At 63.8% G+C, this 20,207-nt stretch carries 17 protein-coding genes; 13 read left to right on the forward strand and 4 right to left on the reverse strand.

All coding sequences use genetic code 11. From position 1 onward, the window contains the following. Positions 1–25 precede the first annotated feature (25 nt). Positions 26–982, reverse strand: coding sequence for a GerMN domain-containing protein (locus ACX80A_RS13560; protein ID WP_459260282.1), 957 nt, complete (start codon positions 980–982; stop codon positions 26–28). Positions 983–1,312: 330 nt separating this feature from the next. Here ACX80A_RS13560 and ACX80A_RS13565 point away from each other — a divergent pair, with 330 nt between their 5' ends. The 5 genes from ACX80A_RS13565 to ACX80A_RS13585 all read left to right on the forward strand — a co-directional run bounded on the left by ACX80A_RS13565 (position 1,313) and on the right by ACX80A_RS13585 (position 6,752). Continuing rightward, the gene (locus tag ACX80A_RS13565; RefSeq protein ID WP_459260283.1) at positions 1,313–2,392 is read left to right on the forward strand and encodes a PhoH family protein; all 1,080 of its coding nucleotides are present in this window, start codon (positions 1,313–1,315) and stop codon (positions 2,390–2,392) included. After that, positions 2,389–2,862 (forward strand): rRNA maturation RNase YbeY, encoded by a 474-nt coding sequence (gene ybeY, locus ACX80A_RS13570; RefSeq protein ID WP_459260284.1) that lies wholly within the window; start codon positions 2,389–2,391, stop codon positions 2,860–2,862. Before ACX80A_RS13565 ends, ybeY begins: the two co-directional genes overlap by 4 nt. Positions 2,863–2,879: 17 nt before the next feature. Then, on the forward strand, positions 2,880–4,175 hold the full coding sequence (locus ACX80A_RS13575; RefSeq protein WP_459260315.1) for a hemolysin family protein: 1,296 nt from the start codon (positions 2,880–2,882) through the stop codon (positions 4,173–4,175). Next, on the forward strand, positions 4,172–5,101 hold the full coding sequence (gene era, locus ACX80A_RS13580) for a GTPase Era (protein ID WP_459260285.1): 930 nt from the start codon (positions 4,172–4,174) through the stop codon (positions 5,099–5,101). The genes ACX80A_RS13575 and era overlap by 4 nt, the downstream gene beginning before the upstream one ends. A 112-nt stretch (positions 5,102–5,213) precedes the next feature. Beyond that, a complete protein-coding gene (locus ACX80A_RS13585; RefSeq protein ID WP_459260286.1) occupies positions 5,214–6,752 on the forward strand; it encodes an LCP family protein in 1,539 nt (512 codons plus the stop codon). A gap of 3 nt (positions 6,753–6,755) precedes the next feature. On the opposite strand, the gene ACX80A_RS13590 is transcribed toward ACX80A_RS13585, so the two are convergent. Next, positions 6,756–8,702, reverse strand: a complete 1,947-nt coding sequence (locus ACX80A_RS13590) for a M13 family metallopeptidase (RefSeq protein ID WP_459260287.1) — start codon at positions 8,700–8,702, stop codon at positions 6,756–6,758. A gap of 219 nt (positions 8,703–8,921) precedes the next feature. On the opposite strand from ACX80A_RS13590, the gene leuA reads away from it, so the two are divergent. The 3 genes from leuA (at position 8,922) to ACX80A_RS13605 (ending at position 12,312) form a co-directional block, all read left to right on the forward strand. Beyond that, positions 8,922–10,670, forward strand: a complete 1,749-nt coding sequence (gene leuA / locus ACX80A_RS13595; RefSeq protein WP_459260288.1) for a 2-isopropylmalate synthase — start codon at positions 8,922–8,924, stop codon at positions 10,668–10,670. Between the two features lie 92 nt (positions 10,671–10,762). Then, positions 10,763–11,512 carry a DNA repair protein RecO gene (recO, locus tag ACX80A_RS13600; protein WP_459260289.1) on the forward strand — a complete coding sequence of 250 codons (750 nt, stop codon included), beginning with the start codon at positions 10,763–10,765 and terminating at the stop codon, positions 11,510–11,512. Beyond that, entirely contained in the window at positions 11,509–12,312 is an 804-nt protein-coding gene (locus tag ACX80A_RS13605; RefSeq protein WP_459260290.1) for an isoprenyl transferase, read from the forward strand. The genes recO and ACX80A_RS13605 overlap by 4 nt, the downstream gene beginning before the upstream one ends. 55 nt (positions 12,313–12,367) lie before the next feature. On the opposite strand, the gene ACX80A_RS13610 is transcribed toward ACX80A_RS13605, so the two are convergent. Further along, positions 12,368–13,513, reverse strand: coding sequence for an alpha/beta hydrolase (locus ACX80A_RS13610; RefSeq protein ID WP_459260291.1), 1,146 nt, complete (start codon positions 13,511–13,513; stop codon positions 12,368–12,370). Between the two features lie 101 nt (positions 13,514–13,614). On the opposite strand from ACX80A_RS13610, the gene ACX80A_RS13615 reads away from it, so the two are divergent. Continuing rightward, positions 13,615–14,691, forward strand: a complete 1,077-nt coding sequence (locus tag ACX80A_RS13615; RefSeq protein WP_459260292.1) for a quinone-dependent dihydroorotate dehydrogenase — start codon at positions 13,615–13,617, stop codon at positions 14,689–14,691. Positions 14,692–14,791: 100 nt separating this feature from the next. Here ACX80A_RS13615 and ACX80A_RS13620 read toward each other — a convergent pair whose 3' ends face one another. Continuing rightward, positions 14,792–15,364: a DUF3043 domain-containing protein gene (locus ACX80A_RS13620; RefSeq protein WP_459260293.1), complete on the reverse strand. Its 573-nt coding sequence runs from the start codon at positions 15,362–15,364 to the stop codon at positions 14,792–14,794. A 142-nt stretch (positions 15,365–15,506) separates the two neighbouring features. On the opposite strand from ACX80A_RS13620, the gene ACX80A_RS13625 reads away from it, so the two are divergent. From ACX80A_RS13625 to ctaD, 4 genes are all read left to right on the forward strand, one after another. Further along, entirely contained in the window at positions 15,507–16,910 is a 1,404-nt protein-coding gene (locus ACX80A_RS13625; protein WP_459260294.1) for a M20/M25/M40 family metallo-hydrolase, read from the forward strand. Between the two features lie 134 nt (positions 16,911–17,044). Beyond that, complete coding sequence (locus ACX80A_RS13630) at positions 17,045–17,425, forward strand: HesB/IscA family protein (protein WP_459260295.1); 381 nt, start codon at positions 17,045–17,047, stop codon at positions 17,423–17,425. A 193-nt stretch (positions 17,426–17,618) separates the two neighbouring features. Beyond that, positions 17,619–18,485, forward strand: a complete 867-nt coding sequence (gene ctaC, locus ACX80A_RS13635; protein ID WP_459260296.1) for an aa3-type cytochrome oxidase subunit II — start codon at positions 17,619–17,621, stop codon at positions 18,483–18,485. Further along, on the forward strand, positions 18,485–20,206 hold the full coding sequence (ctaD, locus tag ACX80A_RS13640; RefSeq protein WP_459260297.1) for an aa3-type cytochrome oxidase subunit I: 1,722 nt from the start codon (positions 18,485–18,487) through the stop codon (positions 20,204–20,206). Before ctaC ends, ctaD begins: the two co-directional genes overlap by 1 nt. The last annotated feature ends 1 nt before the right edge of the window (position 20,207 follow it).

Genomic DNA, 20,207 nt, shown 5'->3' on the forward strand with positions numbered 1-20,207 from the left:
CAGGTAGCGCTACCAACAGCGGGCGCTACCTGACAGTGATGCGTTTGGTATCCGTGTTCAGTTCCTGCCCGGATGGGTCATCGGCAGGGCGGTCAAAGACACTGATCTCATACTCCCCGGGCAGCAGGGCGATGGTGAACTCGAAGAGGCCGGGAGAGCTGGGGCCATTGTCGAGGCCGACAGTGCCGGTGCGATAGGGTTCCAGCACTGCGCCGTTCACCTTGGATATCCGCCAGTGCAGCATGGCGTCTTCCGAAACCCCGCTGCCCGCCACGGTAATCGTCGGCTGGTCGCGCACCTCACCGTGCTGCGGCTCGATAATCCAGATCGGGGCCATCAGCGCCGCATCACGTTGCATCCGCCCGCCAAGTTCGAGCTGTCCGAACGCGTTGAATCCGGCCATTCCATCAACCAGAACGACGACGCTGCTCGGGTCGCTGCCCGACACCAGACCCGCGTTGGCGGCTGCTGCGGTTGCCGTGTACACGAGTTGCTGGACGGCCCGGACGGCGGAACCCTCATCGATCCCCGCGCCAAAGGCGTCCGACGATATGTCGACCGTAATGATGTTGTCGGGGGAGATTGAAGCACTCACTGTGCTGGCCGGCGACCATGCCCCGAAGTAGTCAGGATCCAGGGGGCTGCTGGCGGTCATCGCCTGGACCGCGGCTGCGATCGGGTCACCACCCTTCTCGCCCGCGATGAACTCCCGGTACAGCAGGATGCTGCCGTCGGTGTCGCCCATCCAGTAGACCGGGAGCAGATTGCCTGCCGTGGTCGTGCCGGGCGGGAGAGCCGAATTGGCCACTGACGAGGGTTCGGCCGGGGTGCTCGCCTGCTGAGGCAGGGAGGTGGTGGCGTCGTCCGTGCCAACCGAGGTGCACCCGACCACTCCAGTAGTGGCCAGCGAGATCAGCATTGCCGCCGCGAGGGCGCGAGTCCCGCGCCGCCGCAGAGCGCCGCCCTGAAAGGACGAGTCCATCAGCGTCCTGCCCTTTCGATCTTCAGCCTGGAGGTCATTGGTCGTCGCCGCGGTGGTGCACTCGAGCAACGTCTCCCAGCTTTACATACGGCGCGTGGGTTAAACGGGGGTTTAGCCAAGTCGTCGCCGGACTGAGACAGTATTGAAACCCTGCCGTTGCATGGAAGAGATCAACTGCTTCCTGGTGGCACCGAAGCGGTACCGATCCGGCGGCTCCGCCGAGGGTGGAAACGCCCGGGTGGGGGTGTGCATAACGTAAGATTGTCCACGGGGCGGTTTGCCGTCACTAACCGATTCAAGGAGAGATGGAAGGCCGCAAGGGCCGATTATATGACCGATTCTTCAGTTGGCACTAGCGCGGTTGGCATCAGCGCAGTGGGCATGGACACCAAAGTGGTCCACTTCGATTCGACCGAACAGATGGTTCAAGCGCTGGGGACCAATGATGAGGCTCTGAGGCTGATCGAAAGTACCTTCGTTGGGGTGAACCTCCACGTTCGCGGTAACGAGCTATCCATTACGGGCCCGGCAGTCGACGTCTCACGTACCGAGCGTCTCATCGCCGAGGTACGCACCCTCGCCGCGAACAACACCACGGTGAATCCCCAAGTGCTCAGGCAGCTGGTAGCGATGCTGAAGGACCAGGCGATCAGCAGTCCGTCCGATGTGCTGACCATGAACATCCTGTCCTCACGCGGCAGGACGATCAGGCCCAAGACGCTGAACCAGCGCGACTACGTCGAAGCGATCGACCGGCACACCATCGTGTTCGGCATCGGGCCAGCCGGCACCGGTAAGACGTATTTGGCCATGGCAAAGGCTGTGCAGGCGCTGCAGCACAAGGAGGTCAACCGGATTATCCTCACCCGTCCGGCGGTCGAAGCCGGCGAGCGGCTTGGTTTCCTACCCGGAACCCTCAGCGACAAGATCGACCCATATCTGCGGCCGCTCTACGACGCATTGCACGACATGATGGACCCCGACACCATCCCGCGTCTGATGGCTGCCGGCACCATCGAGGTGGCGCCTCTGGCCTACATGCGTGGTCGCACCCTCAACGACGCGTTCATCATCCTCGATGAAGCGCAGAACACCACACCCGAGCAGATGAAGATGTTCCTGACCCGGCTGGGCTTCGGCTCCAAAATGGTGGTCACCGGCGACGTCACCCAGGTGGACCTTCCCGGTGGCACCAACTCGGGTCTGCGGGTAGTCAGCGAAATCCTTGAAGGGGTGCAGGATGTCAGCTTCCGCACCCTCGATGCGTCCGATGTCGTCAGGCACCGGTTGGTCGGTGACATTGTGACCGCCTATAGCGTGTGGGACGAAAACCAGCGGGCCTCGGCCGCCCGGGATCACCGCGGTCCCCGCGGGCACAGCGGGGCCAAGCCGGCCGGCGGCAAAGCATGAGCATCGAAGTCAACAACGAGTCGGGGATCCCAGCCGATGAAGAGAGCCTGATCCGACTGGGCCGTTTCCTCCTCGACGGGCTGTTTGTGCACCCCGAGGCGGAGCTGTCCATTATTCTGGTGGACTCTACCGCGATGGAGAAACTGCACATCGAGTGGATGGACGAGCCTGGACCCACCGATGTCCTGTCCTTTCCGATGGACGAACTTCGGCCGGGCACCGCTGGCCGGCTCACGCCCGCGGGGGTGCTGGGCGACGTCGTGCTGTGTCCCGTGGTGGCGGAGGCGCAGGCACAGAAGGCCGGGCACTCCACCCAGGCGGAACTGCTGCTCCTGACAACCCACGGTGTCCTGCATCTTCTCGGGTATGACCACGCTGAGCCTGACGAGGAAGCTGTTATGTTCGGCCTGCAGCGCCGCCTGCTGGCCGAGTTCCTGGGCGGAAAAGCGCCCGAGGAGACTGTTAATTGATCATTTGGGTCCTTGCGATGATGGCGCTGGCCTTTGTGCTGGTCGCAGCCTTAGTGACCGCGGCTGAGGCCGCCTTCAGCTATCTGCCCCGTCAGGAGGGCGAGGAGCTGATTCAGGGCTCATCGGGCAAGGCGCTGGAGGCCATCCTCGCGTCCCCGATCGCCCACATGCACGCGCTCCGGTTCTGGCGCGTCTGGTTTGAGATGGCAGCCGCCGCGGCCGTGGCGATCCTCTTCCACGACGTCCTCGACAATGTGTGGATTGCGGGTCTCCTTGCTACCGCCACCATGGCCGCCGTCGGGTTTGTGCTGGTGGGCGTGTCACCCCGTCAGCTGGGCCGGACCCACGCCAGCAGGGTGGTGCCAGCGACGGCCGGGCTGGTCAGGTTCCTCTGCGGGATCCTCGGTCCGGTGCCGCGGTGGCTGGTGGCCCTGGGAAGCGCGATCACCCCGGGTGCGGCCCGCGCAGAGGCAGCGTTCTTCACTGAGGAAGAGTTCCGCGAACTGTTATCACGCGCCAACGACGCCGAAATGATCGAGGACAGCGAGGCCGAACTGATCCACTCGGTGTTCGAACTCGGCGACACGAAGGTGCGGGCCGTGATGGTGCCCCGCACCGACATGGTCTCCATCGACTCCGGCTCCACACTCAAACAGGCGATGTCGTTGTTCCTCCGTTCGGGGTATTCACGGATCCCGGTGATCGGCGACAGCGCCGACGAAATTGTCGGCATCCTCTACCTCAAGGATGTGGTGGCCCAACTGCACGGCCCCGACGGCCGCGATGCGGACCCGGTCGACGGCGTCTGCCGGGTAGTGCGCTACGTTCCCGAATCGAAACCGGTCAGCGAATTTTTGCAGGAGCTTCAGAGGGAGTCAACCCACGTTGCGATTGTCATTGACGAATATGGTGGAACTGCCGGGCTAGTGACCCTGGAGGACCTGATCGAGGAGATCGTGGGCGAGATCGTGGACGAATACGACTCCGAGGTACCCGAACTGGAACAGTTGGGCAACGGGGAATACCGGATCAGTTCGCGGATGGGTATCGACGACCTGGGCGAAGTGTTCCACGTCGACCTGGAGGACGACGAGGTGGACACCGTCGGTGGGCTGCTCGCCAAGACTCTGGGCCGGGTGCCCATCGTGGGTAGCGAAGTAACAGTCGGCAGCATCGGCCTCCGCGCCGAACGTGTCGAGGGTCGCCGTAACCGGGTTTCGCACATTATTGTGTGGAAACGGGAGCCAGCGCCTGACGACGACGGCCGGGACCGGAATCCCGCACAACTTCAAGGACACGGCGGAACATCATGAGCGAACACCATCACCGGGCCGGCTTTGTTTCGCTGGTCGGACGTCCCAACGCCGGGAAGTCGACGCTAACCAATGCCCTGGTGGGTCAAAAGGTGGCTATCACCTCTTCCAAACCCCAGACCACCCGCCACACCATCCGTGGCATTGTGCACAGGGAGGACGCCCAGCTGATCCTCGTTGACACTCCGGGTCTGCACCGCCCGCGCACCCTGCTGGGCCAGCGCCTGAACGACCTCGTCGCTGACACCCTTGCCGAGGTTGACGCGATTGGTTTCTGTATCCCCGCCAATGAACCGATTGGCCCGGGCGACAGGTTCATCTCCCAGCAGCTTTCCCGGTTGCAGCGGAAACCCCTGATCGCGGTCGTGACCAAAACCGACCTCGTTGACCGCGCTGCACTGACGCGCCAACTGATGGCCGTCGTCGCCCTTGGCGAGGAAGTGCTGGGCGCCGAAGGGTGGGCCGACGTCGTTCCCGTGTCGGCGGCTGACGGATTCCAGGTGGAAACGGTGGGCGACGTGTTCATTTCCCATATGCCCGAGTCCCCGCCTTTGTACCCGGGCGGGGCTCTGACCGACGAGCCGGCAGCCGTGATGGTGGCGGAACTGGTGCGGGAGGCAGCCCTTGAGGGGGTTCGCGATGAGATGCCGCACTCGCTGGCGGTGGTGGTCGACGAGATCGTTCCGCGCGAGGGCCGGAGCGCTGACAATCAGCTCCTCGACGTCCGGGTCAACCTGTTCGTTGAACGCTCCTCCCAGAAGGCCATCATTATCGGCAAGGGCGGTGCCCGGCTGCGGGAGGTAGGCACCAACGCCCGCAAAAGCATTGAAGCGCTGCTCGGCACCAGGATCTATCTCGACCTGCACGTCAAGATTGCCAAGGACTGGCAGCGCGATCCGAAGCAGTTGGTGCGCCTCGGGTTCTGATCGGGCACTCCCCGGTCGCAGCAGACGTTGTCTGTAGTGGCTGGGATCAGTCTGCTCTACTGGCTCCCATGCCAGGTACCACCGACCGAATATTTCGAAAGGGCTGCAACGCATGAGTCATCGACCCGCTGACGCCGGCCACAACGCCGGGGGGCAGGTGGCATCCCCGGGCGGAAGACATCTGGGCCGTCAGGCTTCGCAGCGGGCACTGAAGATCATCGCCGCGGCTTTGGCAACCGTCCTGGTGGCGGGCATCGGGTTCGCGTCAGTGCAGCTGCTTCGGCTCCAAGGCAACGTGGCGACTCAGCCGCTGAACCTTTCAACGGATCGGGGTGACGACGCCGCAGCCAACATTGACAGAGACCCGGTACAGATTCTGATCCTGGGTACCGACACCCGGACCGGTGCCGATAACGCCGCGTATGGCGGCGCGGAGTTCACTACCGAGACCGGCAATTCTGACGTGATGATGCTCATGCACCTGTCTGCCGATCGAGAGAACGTGACCATGGTCAGTTTTCCCCGTGACCTTTTGGTGCCGCTCCCGGCGTGCCTCGATCCTGAGACTGGGACGCTCAGCCCATCGCAAAACCTCGCCATGCTTAACGGGGCACTCGGCAACGGCGGGCCGGGCTGCACCGTGGCGGCCATCAACAAACTCACCGGCCTGAAAATCGATCACTTCATGATGGCCGACTTCAACGCGGTCAAGGAACTCTCAGCGACGCTCGGGGGCGTCGAAGTGTGCGTCAATGAGGCAATCGAGGACAGCTACTCGGGTCTGAGCCTCCCGGCCGGTACCTCAGAGGTGGAGGGCGAGCAGGCACTGGCGTTTCTCAGGACCAGGCATGCGTTCGGCGACGGCGGGGACGAAGGCCGGATCCGCGCCCAGCAGTCCTTCATGGCGTCGATGGCGCGAAAAATACAGGGGGAGGGCACACTCACGAATCTCCCCCGCATGTACGCCATCGCCGAGACGGTTACCAAAAACCTCACGGTCGATGATGGTCTGAGCCAGATTCCCGATCTGCTCCGGCTGGCAGACCGGCTCAAGGACGTCGACCTCGCCAAGGTTGCTTTTGTGACAGTGCCTGTCCTGCCGTACGAGCCGGACCCTAACCGGCTGATCCCAGACGAGGAACGTGCTGAGGAACTTTTCGCGACCCTCGTCGAGGACCGGAGTGTCGTCGACGAACCGACCCCGGAGCCGTCCACGTCCAGTGACGCGTCAGGCTCACCGGACGCGTCGGAGGGCCCGGACGCGGAGCCATCCGATGCCGCACTGGACTTCGATCCTGCGGGCGTCCCGTTCACCGTGATCGATTCGTCGGGTGAACCGGACCGCGGTGAGGAAATCCAGGAAATCCTTCTGGACGAGGGGTACACGCAGGCAGTCGTCTCCGAGGACGCGGAAATCCCGGCGACCCAGCTGTTCGTGGGCTCGGGTTATGAAGCGATCGGAGCAGTGGTAGCCGAGCTGTTTGGCCTGTCCGAAGTGCAGGTGCTGGCCAGCCCGGCCACAGTCGGTCTGGCGTTGAGCGTCGGCGGGGACTTTACCTCGGGTAGCACTATTTCGACCGAGGGGCTGCCCCCCGAGCTGTCCGGCCAGACGGCAGACCAGGTGACCTGCCAGTCGTCCTTCGGATCCTAGCGGCTACCAGATCCTGACCCGCTGGGCTGATTCCAACCACAGGGCGTCGCCGTCGGTGACGGAGAAGGCGTCGTGGAACTGGTCGAGATTCCGCACCACCTGATTGCAGCGGAACTCGTTGGGGGAGTGCGGGTCGACCGTGAGGCGGCGAAGTGCTTCCTCAGCGCGGATTTTCTGGCGCCAGCACCGGGCCCACGAAGAGAAGAAGCGCTGGGCGCCGGTCAGACCTCCAATCACCGGCGGCTCCTTGCCTTCGAGGCTCAGGAGGTACGCCCGGTAACTGATAGTCAGACCACCCAGGTCACCAATGTTCTCGCCCAGGGTCAGCCGACCGTTCACCGCATGTCCCTGCGCTTCGGCTGGCGACAGCCGGTCATACTGGTCCACCAGCTGTTGGGTCAACGCATCGAACGCGGCGCGGTCCTCGTCGGTCCACCAATTGGCCAGCCGTCCGCTGCCATCGAACTGGGAGCCCTTGTCATCGAAACCATGACCGATTTCATGACCGATTACCGCTCCGATCGCCCCATAGTTCACTGCCGGGTCCGCGTCGACGTCGAAGAACGGCGGCTGCAGGATGGCAGCGGGGAACACGATTTCATTCATGGTGGGCAGATAATACGCGTTGACTGTCTGGGGGGTCATCAGCCAGTTGCCGCGGTCGATCGGACCTCCGAGCTTCGCGAGTTGGCGGTCAAGTTCGAACGCTGTGGCCCGCTGCACGTTGCCGTAGGTGTCGCCGTCGACAATGTCCAGCGTCGAATAGTCAATCCACGAGGCGGGAAATCCGATTTTGGTGTGGAACCGGTCGAGCTTCGCGAGCGCCCGCGATTTGGTCTCGTCGGTCATCCAGTCAAGGGAGCCGATGCTGCTCCGATAGGCGGCCAGCAGATTCTCGACGAGGTCGAGCATGACCGCCTTGTGGGTCGGCGGAAAATGGCGGGCCACGTACTCGCGCCCAACGGCTTCACCGACCGCCCCTTCCACCAGTGCCACCGACCGCTTCCAGCGGTCCCTGATCTGAGGCGTCCCGCTCAGATGGGTGCCGTAGAACCCAAAGGCAGCGTCGACGAACGGCTTGCTGAGGTAACCGGCGGCGTGCAGCAGCACCCGTGTGGCCAGCCAGCTCTTCCACACACCCAGGTCTTCGGTAACCAGCAGGCGGTCCACGGCTGCCAGGTACTCCGGTTGGCTGACCACCAGCTCCTCAATCTTTGGGTTGCTCCGGGTCAACCGCTCCAGCCAGTCCCGGCTAAACGGCGCGAGCTCGGTCAGCGTGCTGAGGGACAGCAAATTGTAGGTGGCCTGCGGGTCCCGCCGGGTCACCGCATCCATGTGTGACGAGGCAAGCTGCGTCTCGAGGCCAAGGACTGCCTGGGCCCGCTGTTCGGCGTCCGATTCTCCCGCCTCCGTGAGTAGGGCAACGAGGAGTTTGAGGTATTCATCCCGGGACTGCGCGAACTTGTCCTCCCGGTAATACGACTCATCGGGCATGCCCAGTCCCGATTGGTAAAGGTGCATCAGGTACCGGTCCGGGTTGCCGGCATCGTTGGTGACATAGGGTAGCGCCAGGCCGGCGCTTCCAGTCCGGGACAGGTCGGCGTCCAGCGCGACCAGCTCGGTAGACGACCGTACCGCAGCGATCCGGCGGAGGAGGGGGAGCACGGGTTCGGCGGCAAGCCGCTCGATACGTTCTTCATCCATGAACGAGGTAAAGAGTGCCTTGATGCGGGAGGTGTCGCCGGAGGCGTCCGGCGTGGCCACGGCGTCCTCGATGATGTGGCGGACGGCCAGCTCGGCGGCGTCACGCAGTTCGGTGAACGCCCCTTCTAGCGGTCGATCGGATCGAATGTCCGTGGCATTCAACCAGCTTCCATTGATGTGGCGGAACAGGTCGTCCTGCACGCGTGGACTGGTGGTGGTCGCGTTGGTCGTGCCTGCCGAAGCCATGTGTGGTCCTAACCGCTAGGAATGAAGTCGTTCCGAAGCCCATCCTATGCTCCATGCTAGGGTGGATCTGTGCGCGCAGAACTGCTCCTTCTTAGCTGCCGCGGCGGGGCCAGAACGACTTCCTAGTCAAGGCCGACTCCCCGCTGCGGAGTCAGTAATGCCCCGGCCCAGTCGTGAAGAATCTGCCCCAAGAACTTCCAAAGAACAGGCCAAACCCTCATGCGCAACGCACAAAAAACCTCCGGAATGCCATTCCACAAATACAGCCCCTTCCAGGACCAGATCACCGTCCAGCTGCCGGACCGAACCTGGCCGGACAAGGTCATCACGAAGGCTCCGCGCTGGTGTGCAGTCGACCTCAGGGACGGCAACCAGGCGCTGATCGACCCCATGAGTCCCGAGCGTAAGCACAAAATGTTTGATCTGCTGGTGCAGATGGGCTACAAGGAAATCGAGGTGGGGTTTCCCTCCGCGTCGCAGACCGACTTTGACTTTGTCCGCCAGCTGATCGAGACGGACCGGATTCCCGACGACGTCACCATCCAGGTGCTTACCCAGGCCAGGGAACACCTGATCGAGCGGACCTACCAGTCCATCGAGGGCGCCGACCGGGCCATCGTGCACCTTTACAACTCGACGTCAGTCCTCCAGCGCCGGGTGGTCTTCAACCAGGACATGGACGGCATCGTCGACATTGCGCTGACGGGCGCGCGGCTCTGCCGCAAGTTCGAGGAGACCCTCCGCAACACCGACATCACCTACGAATACTCACCCGAGTCGTTCACCGGCACCGAACTGGAGTTCGCCGCCCGGATCAGCAACGACGTCGCCGCCGTGCTGGAGGCCGGCCCCGACCGCCAGATGATCCTGAACCTGCCCGCGACTGTGGAGATGGCCACCCCCAATGTCTACGCCGACTCCATCGAATGGATGTGCCGGAACCTGGACAACCGCGAAAACATCATCCTGTCCCTTCACCCGCACAACGACAGGGGTACCGGCGTGGCGGCGGCGGAACTCGGCTACCTGGCCGGCGCCGACCGAATCGAAGGGTGCCTTTTCGGCAACGGTGAGCGCACCGGCAACGTCGACCTGGTCACTCTGGGCATGAACCTGTACGGACAGGGCATCGATCCGGAGATCGACTTCTCCGATATTGACCACATTCGACGGACCGCCGAGTACTGCAACCAGCTCCCCGTCCCGGAGCGCTCACCCTACGGTGGCGACCTGGTGTTCACGGCCTTCTCCGGCTCCCACCAGGACGCCATCAAAAAGGGCTTCGAACGGATGGAGTCCGACGCCGCCGATGCCGGCAAGACCGTCGAGGAGATCCCTTGGGCAGTGCCCTACCTGCCCATCGACCCTAAGGACATTGGGCGCAGCTATGAGGCAGTGATTCGGGTGAACTCGCAGTCCGGCAAGGGCGGGGTGGCATACCTGCTCAAGAATGAGCACAGCCTCGACCTACCCCGGCGGGCGCAGATCGAATTCTCGGGGGTCATCCAGCGTCGGACCGACACTGTCGGCGGCGAGATCAGCGGCGCCGAACTGTGGAAGGTGTTCCAGGACGAGTACCTCCCCAGCCGGTCCGGTGGGGCGGGAACCTGGGGTCACTACGCGCTCACGAGCGTCAACACTGCGACAGCTGAGGACGATTCCTTCAAGCTGACAGCCTCCCTGCTGGTCGACGGCGTGCAGCAGCGCCGCTCTTCCCAGGCCAACGGCCCGATCGCCGCCCTGCTGGCCATCCTCGGTGAGGACGGCGTGGACGTCAGGGTGCTCGACTACACCGAGCATGCGCTGTCGGCTGGCGGTAATGCCCGGGCGGCGGCCTACGTTGAATGCACCATCGGCGAGCGCGTCCTGTGGGGAGTAGGGATTGACTCGAACACCACGATGGCCGCACTGAAGGCAGTGATTTCGGCAGTCAACCGGGCCATCAGGGACCAGCAGCAGTCCAGCTAGCAGCCGGGGGACGGCGTGTTGCTGGGGCGTCCGGCGGGTGGGCGGCACCGCCGGATGCGCCCACCCGGCGGAAGTGGTGCGAAAATAGGAGAGTGTCTTCGTCTTTTGCTTCCCGCACCTACCGCGCCGAGGGCGTAGTGCTGCGCACCCATAAGCTGGGCGAAGCTGACCGGATTATCGTCTTCCTCACCCGGGACCACGGGCAGATTAGAGCCGTTGCCAAGGGCGTGCGGCGCACCAGCAGCAAGTTCGGCTCGCGGCTGGAACCGTATATGACCGTCGACCTGCAGCTGGTGGCTGGGCGAAGCCTTGACGTGGTCACCCAGGCCCAGACCAGGGGTGCCTACGGCCACGGGATAGCCGCCGACTACGGCCGCTATACGGCTGCCGCAGCGATCGCCGAGACTGCCGAACGGCTGACTGATGCTGACGGCGAGTCCTCCGGGGCGCAGTACAATCTGATCGTCGGGGCCCTGTCCGCCCTCAGTAGGGGGCTGCACGCCCCGGAGCTGATCCTCGATTCCTACCTGCTGCGTGCCCTGGCCACCGCCGGGTGGGCGCCGAGTTTCACCGACTGCGCCCGCTGCGGCAAACCTGGGCCGCATACCGCGTTTTCCGCTCCCCTGGGCGGCGGCGTCTGCTCGGTCTGCCGTCCCCCCGGGGCGGCGTCGCCGTCGGCCGAATCGATGGCGCTACTGGCCGCCCTGTTGTCGGGTAACTGGGAGACGGCTGACGCGTCAGGTCCGCAGTCCCGCAGGGAAGCGGCAGGCCTGGTGGCAAGCTACCTGCAGTGGCATCTTGAGCGTGTCGTGAAGTCCCTCAAATTAGTGGAGCGTCAGTGAACCAGGATCGACCGGCTACCCCCACGAAGCCGTGGCCGCACCCCAGCGGTGACACGGCACCCGCCATTCCGGCGCAGTTCGTGCCCAGACATGTGGCGATTGTGATGGACGGCAACGGGCGGTGGGCCAACCAGCGAGGGCTGCCACGGACGGAAGGTCATCGGGCAGGCGAAGCGGCGCTGCTCGACGTGATGGCTGGCGCCATCGAGATCGGGGTCACCCACGTCTCCGTCTACGCCTTCTCCACTGAGAACTGGAAACGGTCACCCGACGAGGTACGTTTCCTGATGGGGTTCAGCAGGGACGTCCTGCGCCGGCAACGGGACCAGTTGGACGCCTGGGGGGTCAGGATCCGCTGGTCGGGCCGCCGGCCACGCCTGTGGGGATCGGTGATCAAGGAACTCGAGGTGGCCGAGCAGCAAACCCTGGGTAACACCAGGTGCACCCTCACCATGTGCGTGAACTATGGGGGTCGCGCTGAAATCGCCGACGCAGCACGGGCCATCGCCGAGCAGGTGGAAGCGGGTAGGCTGCGGGCCTCGGCCGTGTCAGAGAAAACCGTGCAAAAGTATCTCGACGAGCCCGATCTTCCCGACGTTGACCTGTTCCTAAGAACGTCGGGCGAACAGCGGCTGTCCAACTTCATGCTGTGGCAGTCCGCCTACGCCGAAATGGTGTTCATGGATGTCCTGTGGCCCGACGTCGACCGGCGGGTCCTGTGGCGAGCCATCGGTGAATACGCCGGGCGGGACCGCCGATACGGCGGTGCAGTGGACCAGTCGGCGTCGGCCCCGGGCTGAAGCCCCGGGCTGAATCAACCGGGCTGTCTAGTCGGGCCAGCTCAGGCGAGCCAGTTCAAGCCGGCTGGCTCAGGCGGGCAGGCTGAGGACAGCTCAGCCACGCATCAAGTGCCCGATACACGGCGCGACGAACCGGCTCCCGGGACAGCAGGACGTCGTGCAGGGCGTCCTCGAACCGGCAGACGGTGACCGTTGACCCCAACTGCAGGGCACGTTGGGTCATCAGGGTGACATCAAGGACGCTGTCCGAGGTCAGCATCGCGTCATTCCAGACAGGGCTCACCGACGACCGCGCCGAGGCCAGCACCAGCACCGGAACCGCGATGTCCAGCCCCTTCCGTACTTGGGCGTGACCCGCCAAGACTGCCGCCACCCACCCGGCCCTGATAGGAAACCCGAATTCGGGCCGCCACTGGGGATGCAGGTTCCATTCCCCGTCGGCGGCGTTGCTGATGCTCCGCCAGTAGAAGCCAAATTCAGGCAGCTTTAACCGCGACTTCGGCCTGAAGCGGGTGATGGGGTCCAGAAGGCCCTGGGTGGCACCGCGGAGGATGGCGCTGCCCTGCACATCCAGCCACGGACTGTTAAGGATCAGGCTGGAGACCCGGCCAGGATTTCGGTTCACCCAGAGGGAACCGACCAGCGCGCCGGTGGAGTGCGCCATCAGATGGACGCTCGCCCGGACTGGGGTTCCCTGCTGCTCAGCCAGATGGGCGGTGATTGCCGACAGCGCGCGGTCAATATCGTCGTCGTACTCGGTCAGGCCCGCAACGTACCCGGGGGTCTGCCAACTGCGCAGGCTCCGCCCGTACTTTCTCAGGTCAAGGGCGTAGAACGCGACACCGCGCTCGGCGCAGAATTTGGCCAGCCCACGGTGCATGAAGTAGTCGCTCCAGCCATGCAGATACAGGACCGCGGTGACGCTCTGTGGGCTGGTGGAAGGCTCAACGGCGGGCTTGGCACCGTCGGCGGGGTCCGGCGTCGGGCGTCTCCGGAGCGACGACCACCAGCTGGTCAGGCGCGCGGAGATCGGGAGACGAAGTGTGGGATGCGGCGGCGTGGGGTGCGGGGGAGCGGTCGGCGCTGGTGGGGCGTACGACACCAGGGTGGCGACGCACGGGCCCTCATCATCGGAGCCGAGATCGAGCTCGGCGCACGTGAACCCGTCGCCGAGGTAGTCCGGTTTCCAGATCAAGCCCATCCGAAAACTGTAACCGCTATCGCAGCGGACCAGCCCGCACGATAACCGGCCGCTGCGTCCACAAGTTGTTGTTGACTGCTCCCGCGTGGGAGTTTTAGACCATGCGAATCTACCCTGCCATTTTCCGACTGGTCTTTGCCCGCCTGGATGCCGAAAAGGCTCATCGGGTGGGGTTCCGGCTGATTCGCGTCGCGGAGCGCACGCCGGTGGGGTTGGTCCTGCGGCTCCTCACCAAACCGCACCCGGGGTTGCAGACCAGCGCGCTGGGGATGACCTTCCCATCGCCATTTGGCCTTGCCGCCGGTTTCGACAAGGAAGGGCACGGGATCACCGCCCTGACCAGCCTTGGTTTCGGCCACGTCGAGGTGGGCACCATCACGGGTCAGGCGCAGCCCGGCAACCCGACACCGCGCCTGTTCCGGTTGATCGCCGACCGCGCGGTGATCAACCGGATGGGCTTCAACAACGATGGTGCTGCAGCAGTTGCGCCGCGCCTACGGGCGGCCCGTACCAGGCTGGAACGGCGGTACGTCGCTAACCGACCCATCATCGGCGTCAACATCGGCAAGACGAAGTCAGTCAACTTGCGCGACGCCATCGAGGACTACTTGGTCAGTACCCGGGAGCTCGCCCCCGCCGCCGATTACCTGGTGGTCAACGTCAGCTCGCCCAACACACCGGGGCTTCGGCTCCTCCAGAACGTCGAATCGCTGCGGCCGCTCCTCACGGCCGTCCGCCGGACAGCTGATGAACGCGCTGGCCGGCCCGTGCCGCTCCTGGTCAAAATTGCGCCCGACCTTGAGGACCAGGACCTTGACGACGTCGCTGCCCTGGCCGTCGACCTTGGCCTGGACGGGGTCATCGCCACGAACACTACTATCACGCGCTCCAATCTGGTCACCGACAACGCAACGGTGATGAAGTGCGGTGTCGGTGGGCTCAGTGGAGCCCCGCTGAAGCAGCGTTCACTCGAAGTGCTCCGCCGCCTGCGCGCGGCCGCTGGCGACGGGTTGGCCATCGTGTCGGTGGGCGGCGTTGAAACCGCCGAGGACGTGTTGGAACGTCTTGACGCCGGTGCCACCCTGGTCCAGGGATACACCGCGTTCCTCTACGAGGGACCGTTCTGGGCCCGCCAGATCAACCGCCGCCTCGAAGAGCTGCTCGCCGCCCGACAGTGACGCCGGGCGCCAGCACCCCCCGGGACGCCGGACGCCAGGGACGCCGAAGACAACAAAACGCCCCCGACTGTAGCAGTCGGGGGCGTTTCTTGAAAAGCATTTAGGCGGGGTACTGGCCGCGTTTGACGAGCGCTTTAGGCAGCCGCAAACGGCGGAGCTGTAGTCCGCGGGTGATCCCATACCAAAGATCGCCGCGGCCCGGGTCGCCGAACTTGGCGGTCAACCGTTTCCTAAGGCTCCTGCGGAGCAGGAAGCAGTCGACGACGACGGCAATGATGCCGATCCAGAAGGCGTTCAGCGCGATGGCCTGCACCTGCATGCTGGGCACAAAGCTCAGCAGGACAAAAATCAGCGCCGCAACCATCAGAAACTCGCCGAGGTTCCAGCGGGCGTCAACAAAGTCCCTGACATAGCGACGGTTCGGGCCCTTGTCGCGCAGGGGCAGGTACCGTTCGTCACCGGTGTCGAGGGCCTGACGTGTCTTGAGCCGCTCAACCCGCTGCGCGTCCCGGCCGGCTGCCTTGGCCGCCTTCCGGTCATCGGGGACCAACGGGCGCTTCCTGGCAGCCACCTGCGAGCTACGGCGCGGCGTCGGGGCTCCCTTACCTACTGAGCGCTCTACGGGTAACTGGTCCATGGGGGCCTCTGGGGCCTCTTTTTTACGTCCAAACACCCTTCAAGGATACCCGCCGCACCGGGCCCGTATTCCCGGCCACCAGGTCCAGGTCACTGGGTCGGGTCACTGGGTCGGGTCACTGGGTCGGGGTCACTGGGTCGGGGTCACTGGGTCGGGGTCACTGTGTAAGGTCGACTGCATGACTCAGCAACGACTTTCGTCCAGTACAGACTTCTCGGCACAGGACCTTCGCGCCGCTGTCGCGGCCGGCTTCGAGCAAACAGTCGCGCAGCTCGTGGACCTGGTGGCAATTCCCGGTATTGCCTGGGCGGCCTTCGATCCGGCCGAGTTGGATCGTAGTGCCGCAGCTGTCGCCGAACTCATCCGTGCTGCGGACATCAGCGATGTCCAGGTGCTGCGGGTCAGCACCGACGGTGTACCGGGAGGCCCGGCCGTCGTCGCGCGCCGCCCCGCTGCGCCCGGCAAGCCGACGGTGCTGCTTTATGCCCACCACGATGTCCAGCCGCCGGGAGATCCCGCCCTGTGGGAAAGCGAGCCCTTCACCGCCGTCGAACGCCACGGCCGGTTGTACGGCAGGGGAGCGGCCGATGACAAAGCCGGGATTCTGGCCCACCTTGGTGCCCTTCGCGCGCTGGACCAGGTGTTGGGGGAGGACTTCGGCGTCGGCGTGACCTTGTTCATCGAAGGGGAGGAGGAGGCGGGGTCACCAACGTTCAGGACCTTCCTCGACACGCACCGCGACCTGTTGCAGGCGGACGTCATTGTGGTGGCAGATTCCAGTAACTGGAAGGTCGGCGTCCCAGCTTTGACCACAAGTCTGCGTGGGCTGGTCGATGGGACCGTCGAGGTGCAGGTTCTTGAGCATGCGGTGCATTCAGGCATGTTCGGGGGACCGGTACTTGACGCGCCTACCCTGCTGTCCCGGCTCATCGCGACCTTTCACGACGACGCCGGCGACGTCGCCATTGCTGGGCTGGCCGGCGGTGACGACGCGACCGTCGACTATCCGGAAGCTGACTACCGTGCCGACGCGTCAGTGCTCGCCAGCGTGCGGCTCGCCGGTACCGGTTCGGTCGCGTCGCGGCTCTGGACCAAACCGGCCCTGTCCATCATCGGGCTGGACGCACCCACCGTCGCGCTGTCATCAAATACCCTGCTGCCGCGGGCACGCGCTAAATTCAGCCTGCGCCTTGCGCCGGGCCAGGATCCGGCGTCGGCCATGGCTGCGGTGAAGGATCATGTCGAACGAAACGCACCTTTCGGCGCCACAGTGAGCTTCACCGCAGGGGAAACCGGCAGTGCCTTTGCAGCCGACACCGCGGCGTCGGCTGCCCAAACCGCACTGTGGGCACTCGAGGAAGCCTGGGGAGTCCCGGCGGTGGAAGCCGGGATGGGAGGTTCAATTCCGTTCATCGCCGACCTCACCGAGGTGTACCCGGCGGCGCAGATCCTGATCACCGGCGTCGAAGATCCCGACTCACGTGCACACAGCGCCAACGAATCACTCCATCTGGCCGAATTTCAGAAGGCTGTCCTCGCCGAGGCACTGATGCTCTCCCGGATCAACGCCGAGGGCCTCTGAGGTTCCGCCACCGGCCGGAAGCGACCGTCCGCAGGACGAGGGATCAGTAGGGTTGGTCCCGACGGGGACTGCCGACGTACCATTGAGCAGGACACAACTCCGCGACACGTGTCCACAGCGAGGAGAAACTAGTCATGAGTACTTCCACCAGTGAAACCACCAGCGACACGACCGAGGCCGCTTTGGCCGCGCACGAGGTGCAGCTCTCCGATGTTGCCGCCGACAAGGTGCGCAGCCTATTGGAACAGGAAGGCCGGACCGACCTTCGGCTCCGCGTTGCTGTGCAGCCCGGCGGCTGCTCCGGCCTGATCTACCAGCTGTATTTCGACGAGCGAACCCTCGACGGCGACGCCGTCCGGGACTTCGACGGCGTCGAGGTCATCGTGGACCGCATGAGCGTTCCATACCTTGCGGGCGCATCCATCGACTTCGAAGACACCATTTCGAAGCAGGGGTTCACCATCGACAACCCCAATGCTGGCGGCTCCTGCGCGTGTGGCGACTCGTTCCACTAACACGGGCGTGCTGCCTAACCATCCACCGGAAATAACCTGCGAAAAGTCCGGCGGCAGGCCGCCACGGCGTCATTCAATGGTGACTGTTACAGGTAAGCTCTACAGTAAGTAGTAAAACTAAATGTGTGCTTTTTGCGCACACGGGGTTATGCCGCCAGCGGTGGTAGACACGTAAGAAAAGGAAGGGCCGTCTGTGAGTTCGCAGGACCGAACCGGCACCCGGCGCGCAAGGATCGCTAAGATCTCCAGCCTCATGCTGGTGGGCGCGCTGTTTTTGTCGGGCTGTTCATCTGAAGTCCAAAGGGGTTGGTTGCCCGCTGAGCGCGACAACACCAGCAACACCGGTCGGATCATCGATCTGTGGGTGAACTCCTGGATCGCTGCACTGATAGTGGGCGTCATCACCTGGGGGCTCATCATCTGGTGCATCGTTGCCTACCGCCGTCGTCGGCATGAAACTGGGTTCCCCCGCCAGGTCAGCTACAACCTTCCTCTTGAAGTGTTCTACTTGACCATCCCCTTGTTCATGGTGCTGGTGTTTTTCTACTTCACCGACCGGGACCAGCAGGCAATCGACGCCCGCGTCGACGACCCCGACGTGGTGGTCGATGTCCGCGGCAAACAGTGGTCGTGGGACTTCAACTACGTGAATGAAGACAAATACTTCAGTGGGGTGCAGGCCAATCTGACCGGCGAGGAGGGCGTTCCGGAAACCCTTCCCACGCTCTACCTGCCGGTCAACCAGACGGTTGAGCTGCAGCTCAACGCCCGCGACGTAATTCATTCCTTCTGGGTGCCGGCGTTCCTGCAGAAGCGCGACATGGTTCCTGGCCGCACCAACTACATCACCCTCACTCCCACGCGCGAAGGCACCTTCGACGGTAAATGCGCTGAACTGTGCGGGGAGTACCACTCGGAGATGCTGTTCAACGTGGCTGTCGTTTCGCAGGAGGAGTTTGATGCGCACATGGCCACCCTTGAAGATGGCCAACTCGGGGAAGAATACGATCGCAATCCTGCCCCGGACGAAGAACTAGAACCAGCGGGGAGTAACGGCTGATGTCCACTTACGAATATACGGCTGAGGATACCGGCACCCTTGTCGCCCCTCGGGTAGTGCCGCGGTCGAAAGGCCGGGTGGTGGTCAGTTGGATCACCTCCACCGATCACAAGACGATCGGGTACATGTACCTGATCGCCTCCTTCGTCTTCTTCTGCTTCGCAGGTGTAATGGCGCTGGTCATCCGAGCGGAATTGTTCGAACCGGGCATGCAAATCCTGCAGACCAAGGAACAATACAATCAGCTCTTCACCATGCATGGCACAGTGATGCTGCTGATGTTCGCCACGCCGCTTTTCGCGGGTTTCGCCAACGTGATCATGCCCCTCCAGATCGGTGCCCCCGACGTCGCCTTCCCGCGGCTGAACGCGCTGGCCTTCTGGTTTTTCCTCTTCGGCAGCACCATCGCCGTGTCAGGCTTCATCACCCCCCAAGGAGCGGCGTCGTTCGGCTGGTTCGCCTATGCCCCGCTCTCGAACACCACCTTCTCTCCGGGACTCGGTGGTGATCTCTGGGTCTTTGGCCTGGCGTTGTCCGGTTTCGGAACGATCCTGGGGGCGGTCAACTTCATCACCACGATCATCTGCATGCGCGCTCCGGGCATGACCATGTGGCGGATGCCCATCTTCACCTGGAACACCCTCGTCACCGCGATCCTCGTGCTGATGGCCTTCCCACCGCTGGCCGCAGCGCTCTTCGCACTGGGCGCCGACAGACGGTTTGGGGCCCACATCTTTGACCCGGAGAACGGTGGAGCGATCCTCTGGCAGCACCTGTTCTGGTTCTTCGGTCACCCCGAGGTCTACATCATTGCGCTGCCGTTCTTTGGCATCGTCTCGGAGATCTTCCCGGTCTTCAGTCGCAAACCGATCTTCGGCTACAAGGGTCTGGTCTACGCAACCATCTCTATTGCTGCGCTTTCCGTGACGGTTTGGGCCCACCACATGTACGTTACCGGCGCCGTCCTCCTGCCGTTCTTTGCCTTCATGACCATGCTCATCGCGGTACCGACGGGCGTGAAGTTCTTCAACTGGATAGGGACCATGTGGCGTGGCTCACTCACGTTCGAGACGCCAATGCTTTGGAGCCTCGGCTTCCTTGTAACCTTCCTCTTCGGTGGACTCACCGGAATCATTCTGGCCTCGCCGCCCCTGGACTTCCACGTCTCCGATACCTACTTCGTGGTCGCGCACTTCCACTACGTTGTCTTCGGGACTGTGGTCTTCGCCATGTTCGCCGGGTTCTACTTCTGGTGGCCGAAGTTCACCGGCAAGATGCTCAATGAACGGCTGGGGAAAATCCACTTCTGGATGCTTTTCGTCGGCTTCCACGGTACCTTCCTGATCCAGCACTGGCTCGGTGTCATCGGCATGCCCCGCCGGTACGCGGACTATCTGCCGGAGGATGGGTTCACAGCGATGAACCAGTTCTCCACGATCGCCTCCTTCATTCTTGGCGCCTCGTTGATCCCGTTCTTCTGGAACGTCTACATCACCTGGCGCAGCGGCAAGAAGGTCGAAGTCGATGACCCTTGGGGGTTCGGAGCATCGCTGGAATGGGCCACGTCGTGCCCACCACCGCGCCACAACTTCACCTCCCTGCCCAGGATCCGGTCAGAGCGTCCCGCCCTGGATCTCCACCACCCCGAGCTGCAGCAGCAGCACACACCAAGCTCGGCCGTTGGCCAGGCCCTTGGTGCGGCCGACCGGAAGGACGCCTAGC

It is taken from the genome of Arthrobacter sp. TMN-50, assembly GCF_054511125.1.

What these genes read in the sequence shown, in the direction of transcription:
- ACX80A_RS13560 (WP_459260282.1), bottom strand. Translation starts at nt 982, where the DNA reads ATGGACTCGTCCTTTCAGGGCGGCGCTCTGCGGCGGCGCGGGACTCGC.
- ACX80A_RS13565 (WP_459260283.1), top strand. Translation starts at nt 1,313, where the DNA reads ATGACCGATTCTTCAGTTGGCACTAGCGCGGTTGGCATCAGCGCAGTG.
- ybeY (WP_459260284.1), top strand. Translation starts at nt 2,389, where the DNA reads ATGAGCATCGAAGTCAACAACGAGTCGGGGATCCCAGCCGATGAAGAG.
- ACX80A_RS13575 (WP_459260315.1), top strand. Translation starts at nt 2,880, where the DNA reads ATGATGGCGCTGGCCTTTGTGCTGGTCGCAGCCTTAGTGACCGCGGCT.
- era (WP_459260285.1), top strand. Translation starts at nt 4,172, where the DNA reads ATGAGCGAACACCATCACCGGGCCGGCTTTGTTTCGCTGGTCGGACGT.
- ACX80A_RS13585 (WP_459260286.1), top strand. Translation starts at nt 5,214, where the DNA reads ATGAGTCATCGACCCGCTGACGCCGGCCACAACGCCGGGGGGCAGGTG.
- ACX80A_RS13590 (WP_459260287.1), bottom strand. Translation starts at nt 8,702, where the DNA reads ATGGCTTCGGCAGGCACGACCAACGCGACCACCACCAGTCCACGCGTG.
- leuA (WP_459260288.1), top strand. Translation starts at nt 8,922, where the DNA reads ATGCGCAACGCACAAAAAACCTCCGGAATGCCATTCCACAAATACAGC.
- ACX80A_RS13610 (WP_459260291.1), bottom strand. Translation starts at nt 13,513, where the DNA reads ATGGGCTTGATCTGGAAACCGGACTACCTCGGCGACGGGTTCACGTGC.
- ACX80A_RS13615 (WP_459260292.1), top strand. Translation starts at nt 13,615, where the DNA reads ATGCGAATCTACCCTGCCATTTTCCGACTGGTCTTTGCCCGCCTGGAT.
- ACX80A_RS13625 (WP_459260294.1), top strand. Translation starts at nt 15,507, where the DNA reads ATGACTCAGCAACGACTTTCGTCCAGTACAGACTTCTCGGCACAGGAC.
- ACX80A_RS13630 (WP_459260295.1), top strand. Translation starts at nt 17,045, where the DNA reads ATGAGTACTTCCACCAGTGAAACCACCAGCGACACGACCGAGGCCGCT.
- ctaD (WP_459260297.1), top strand. Translation starts at nt 18,485, where the DNA reads ATGTCCACTTACGAATATACGGCTGAGGATACCGGCACCCTTGTCGCC.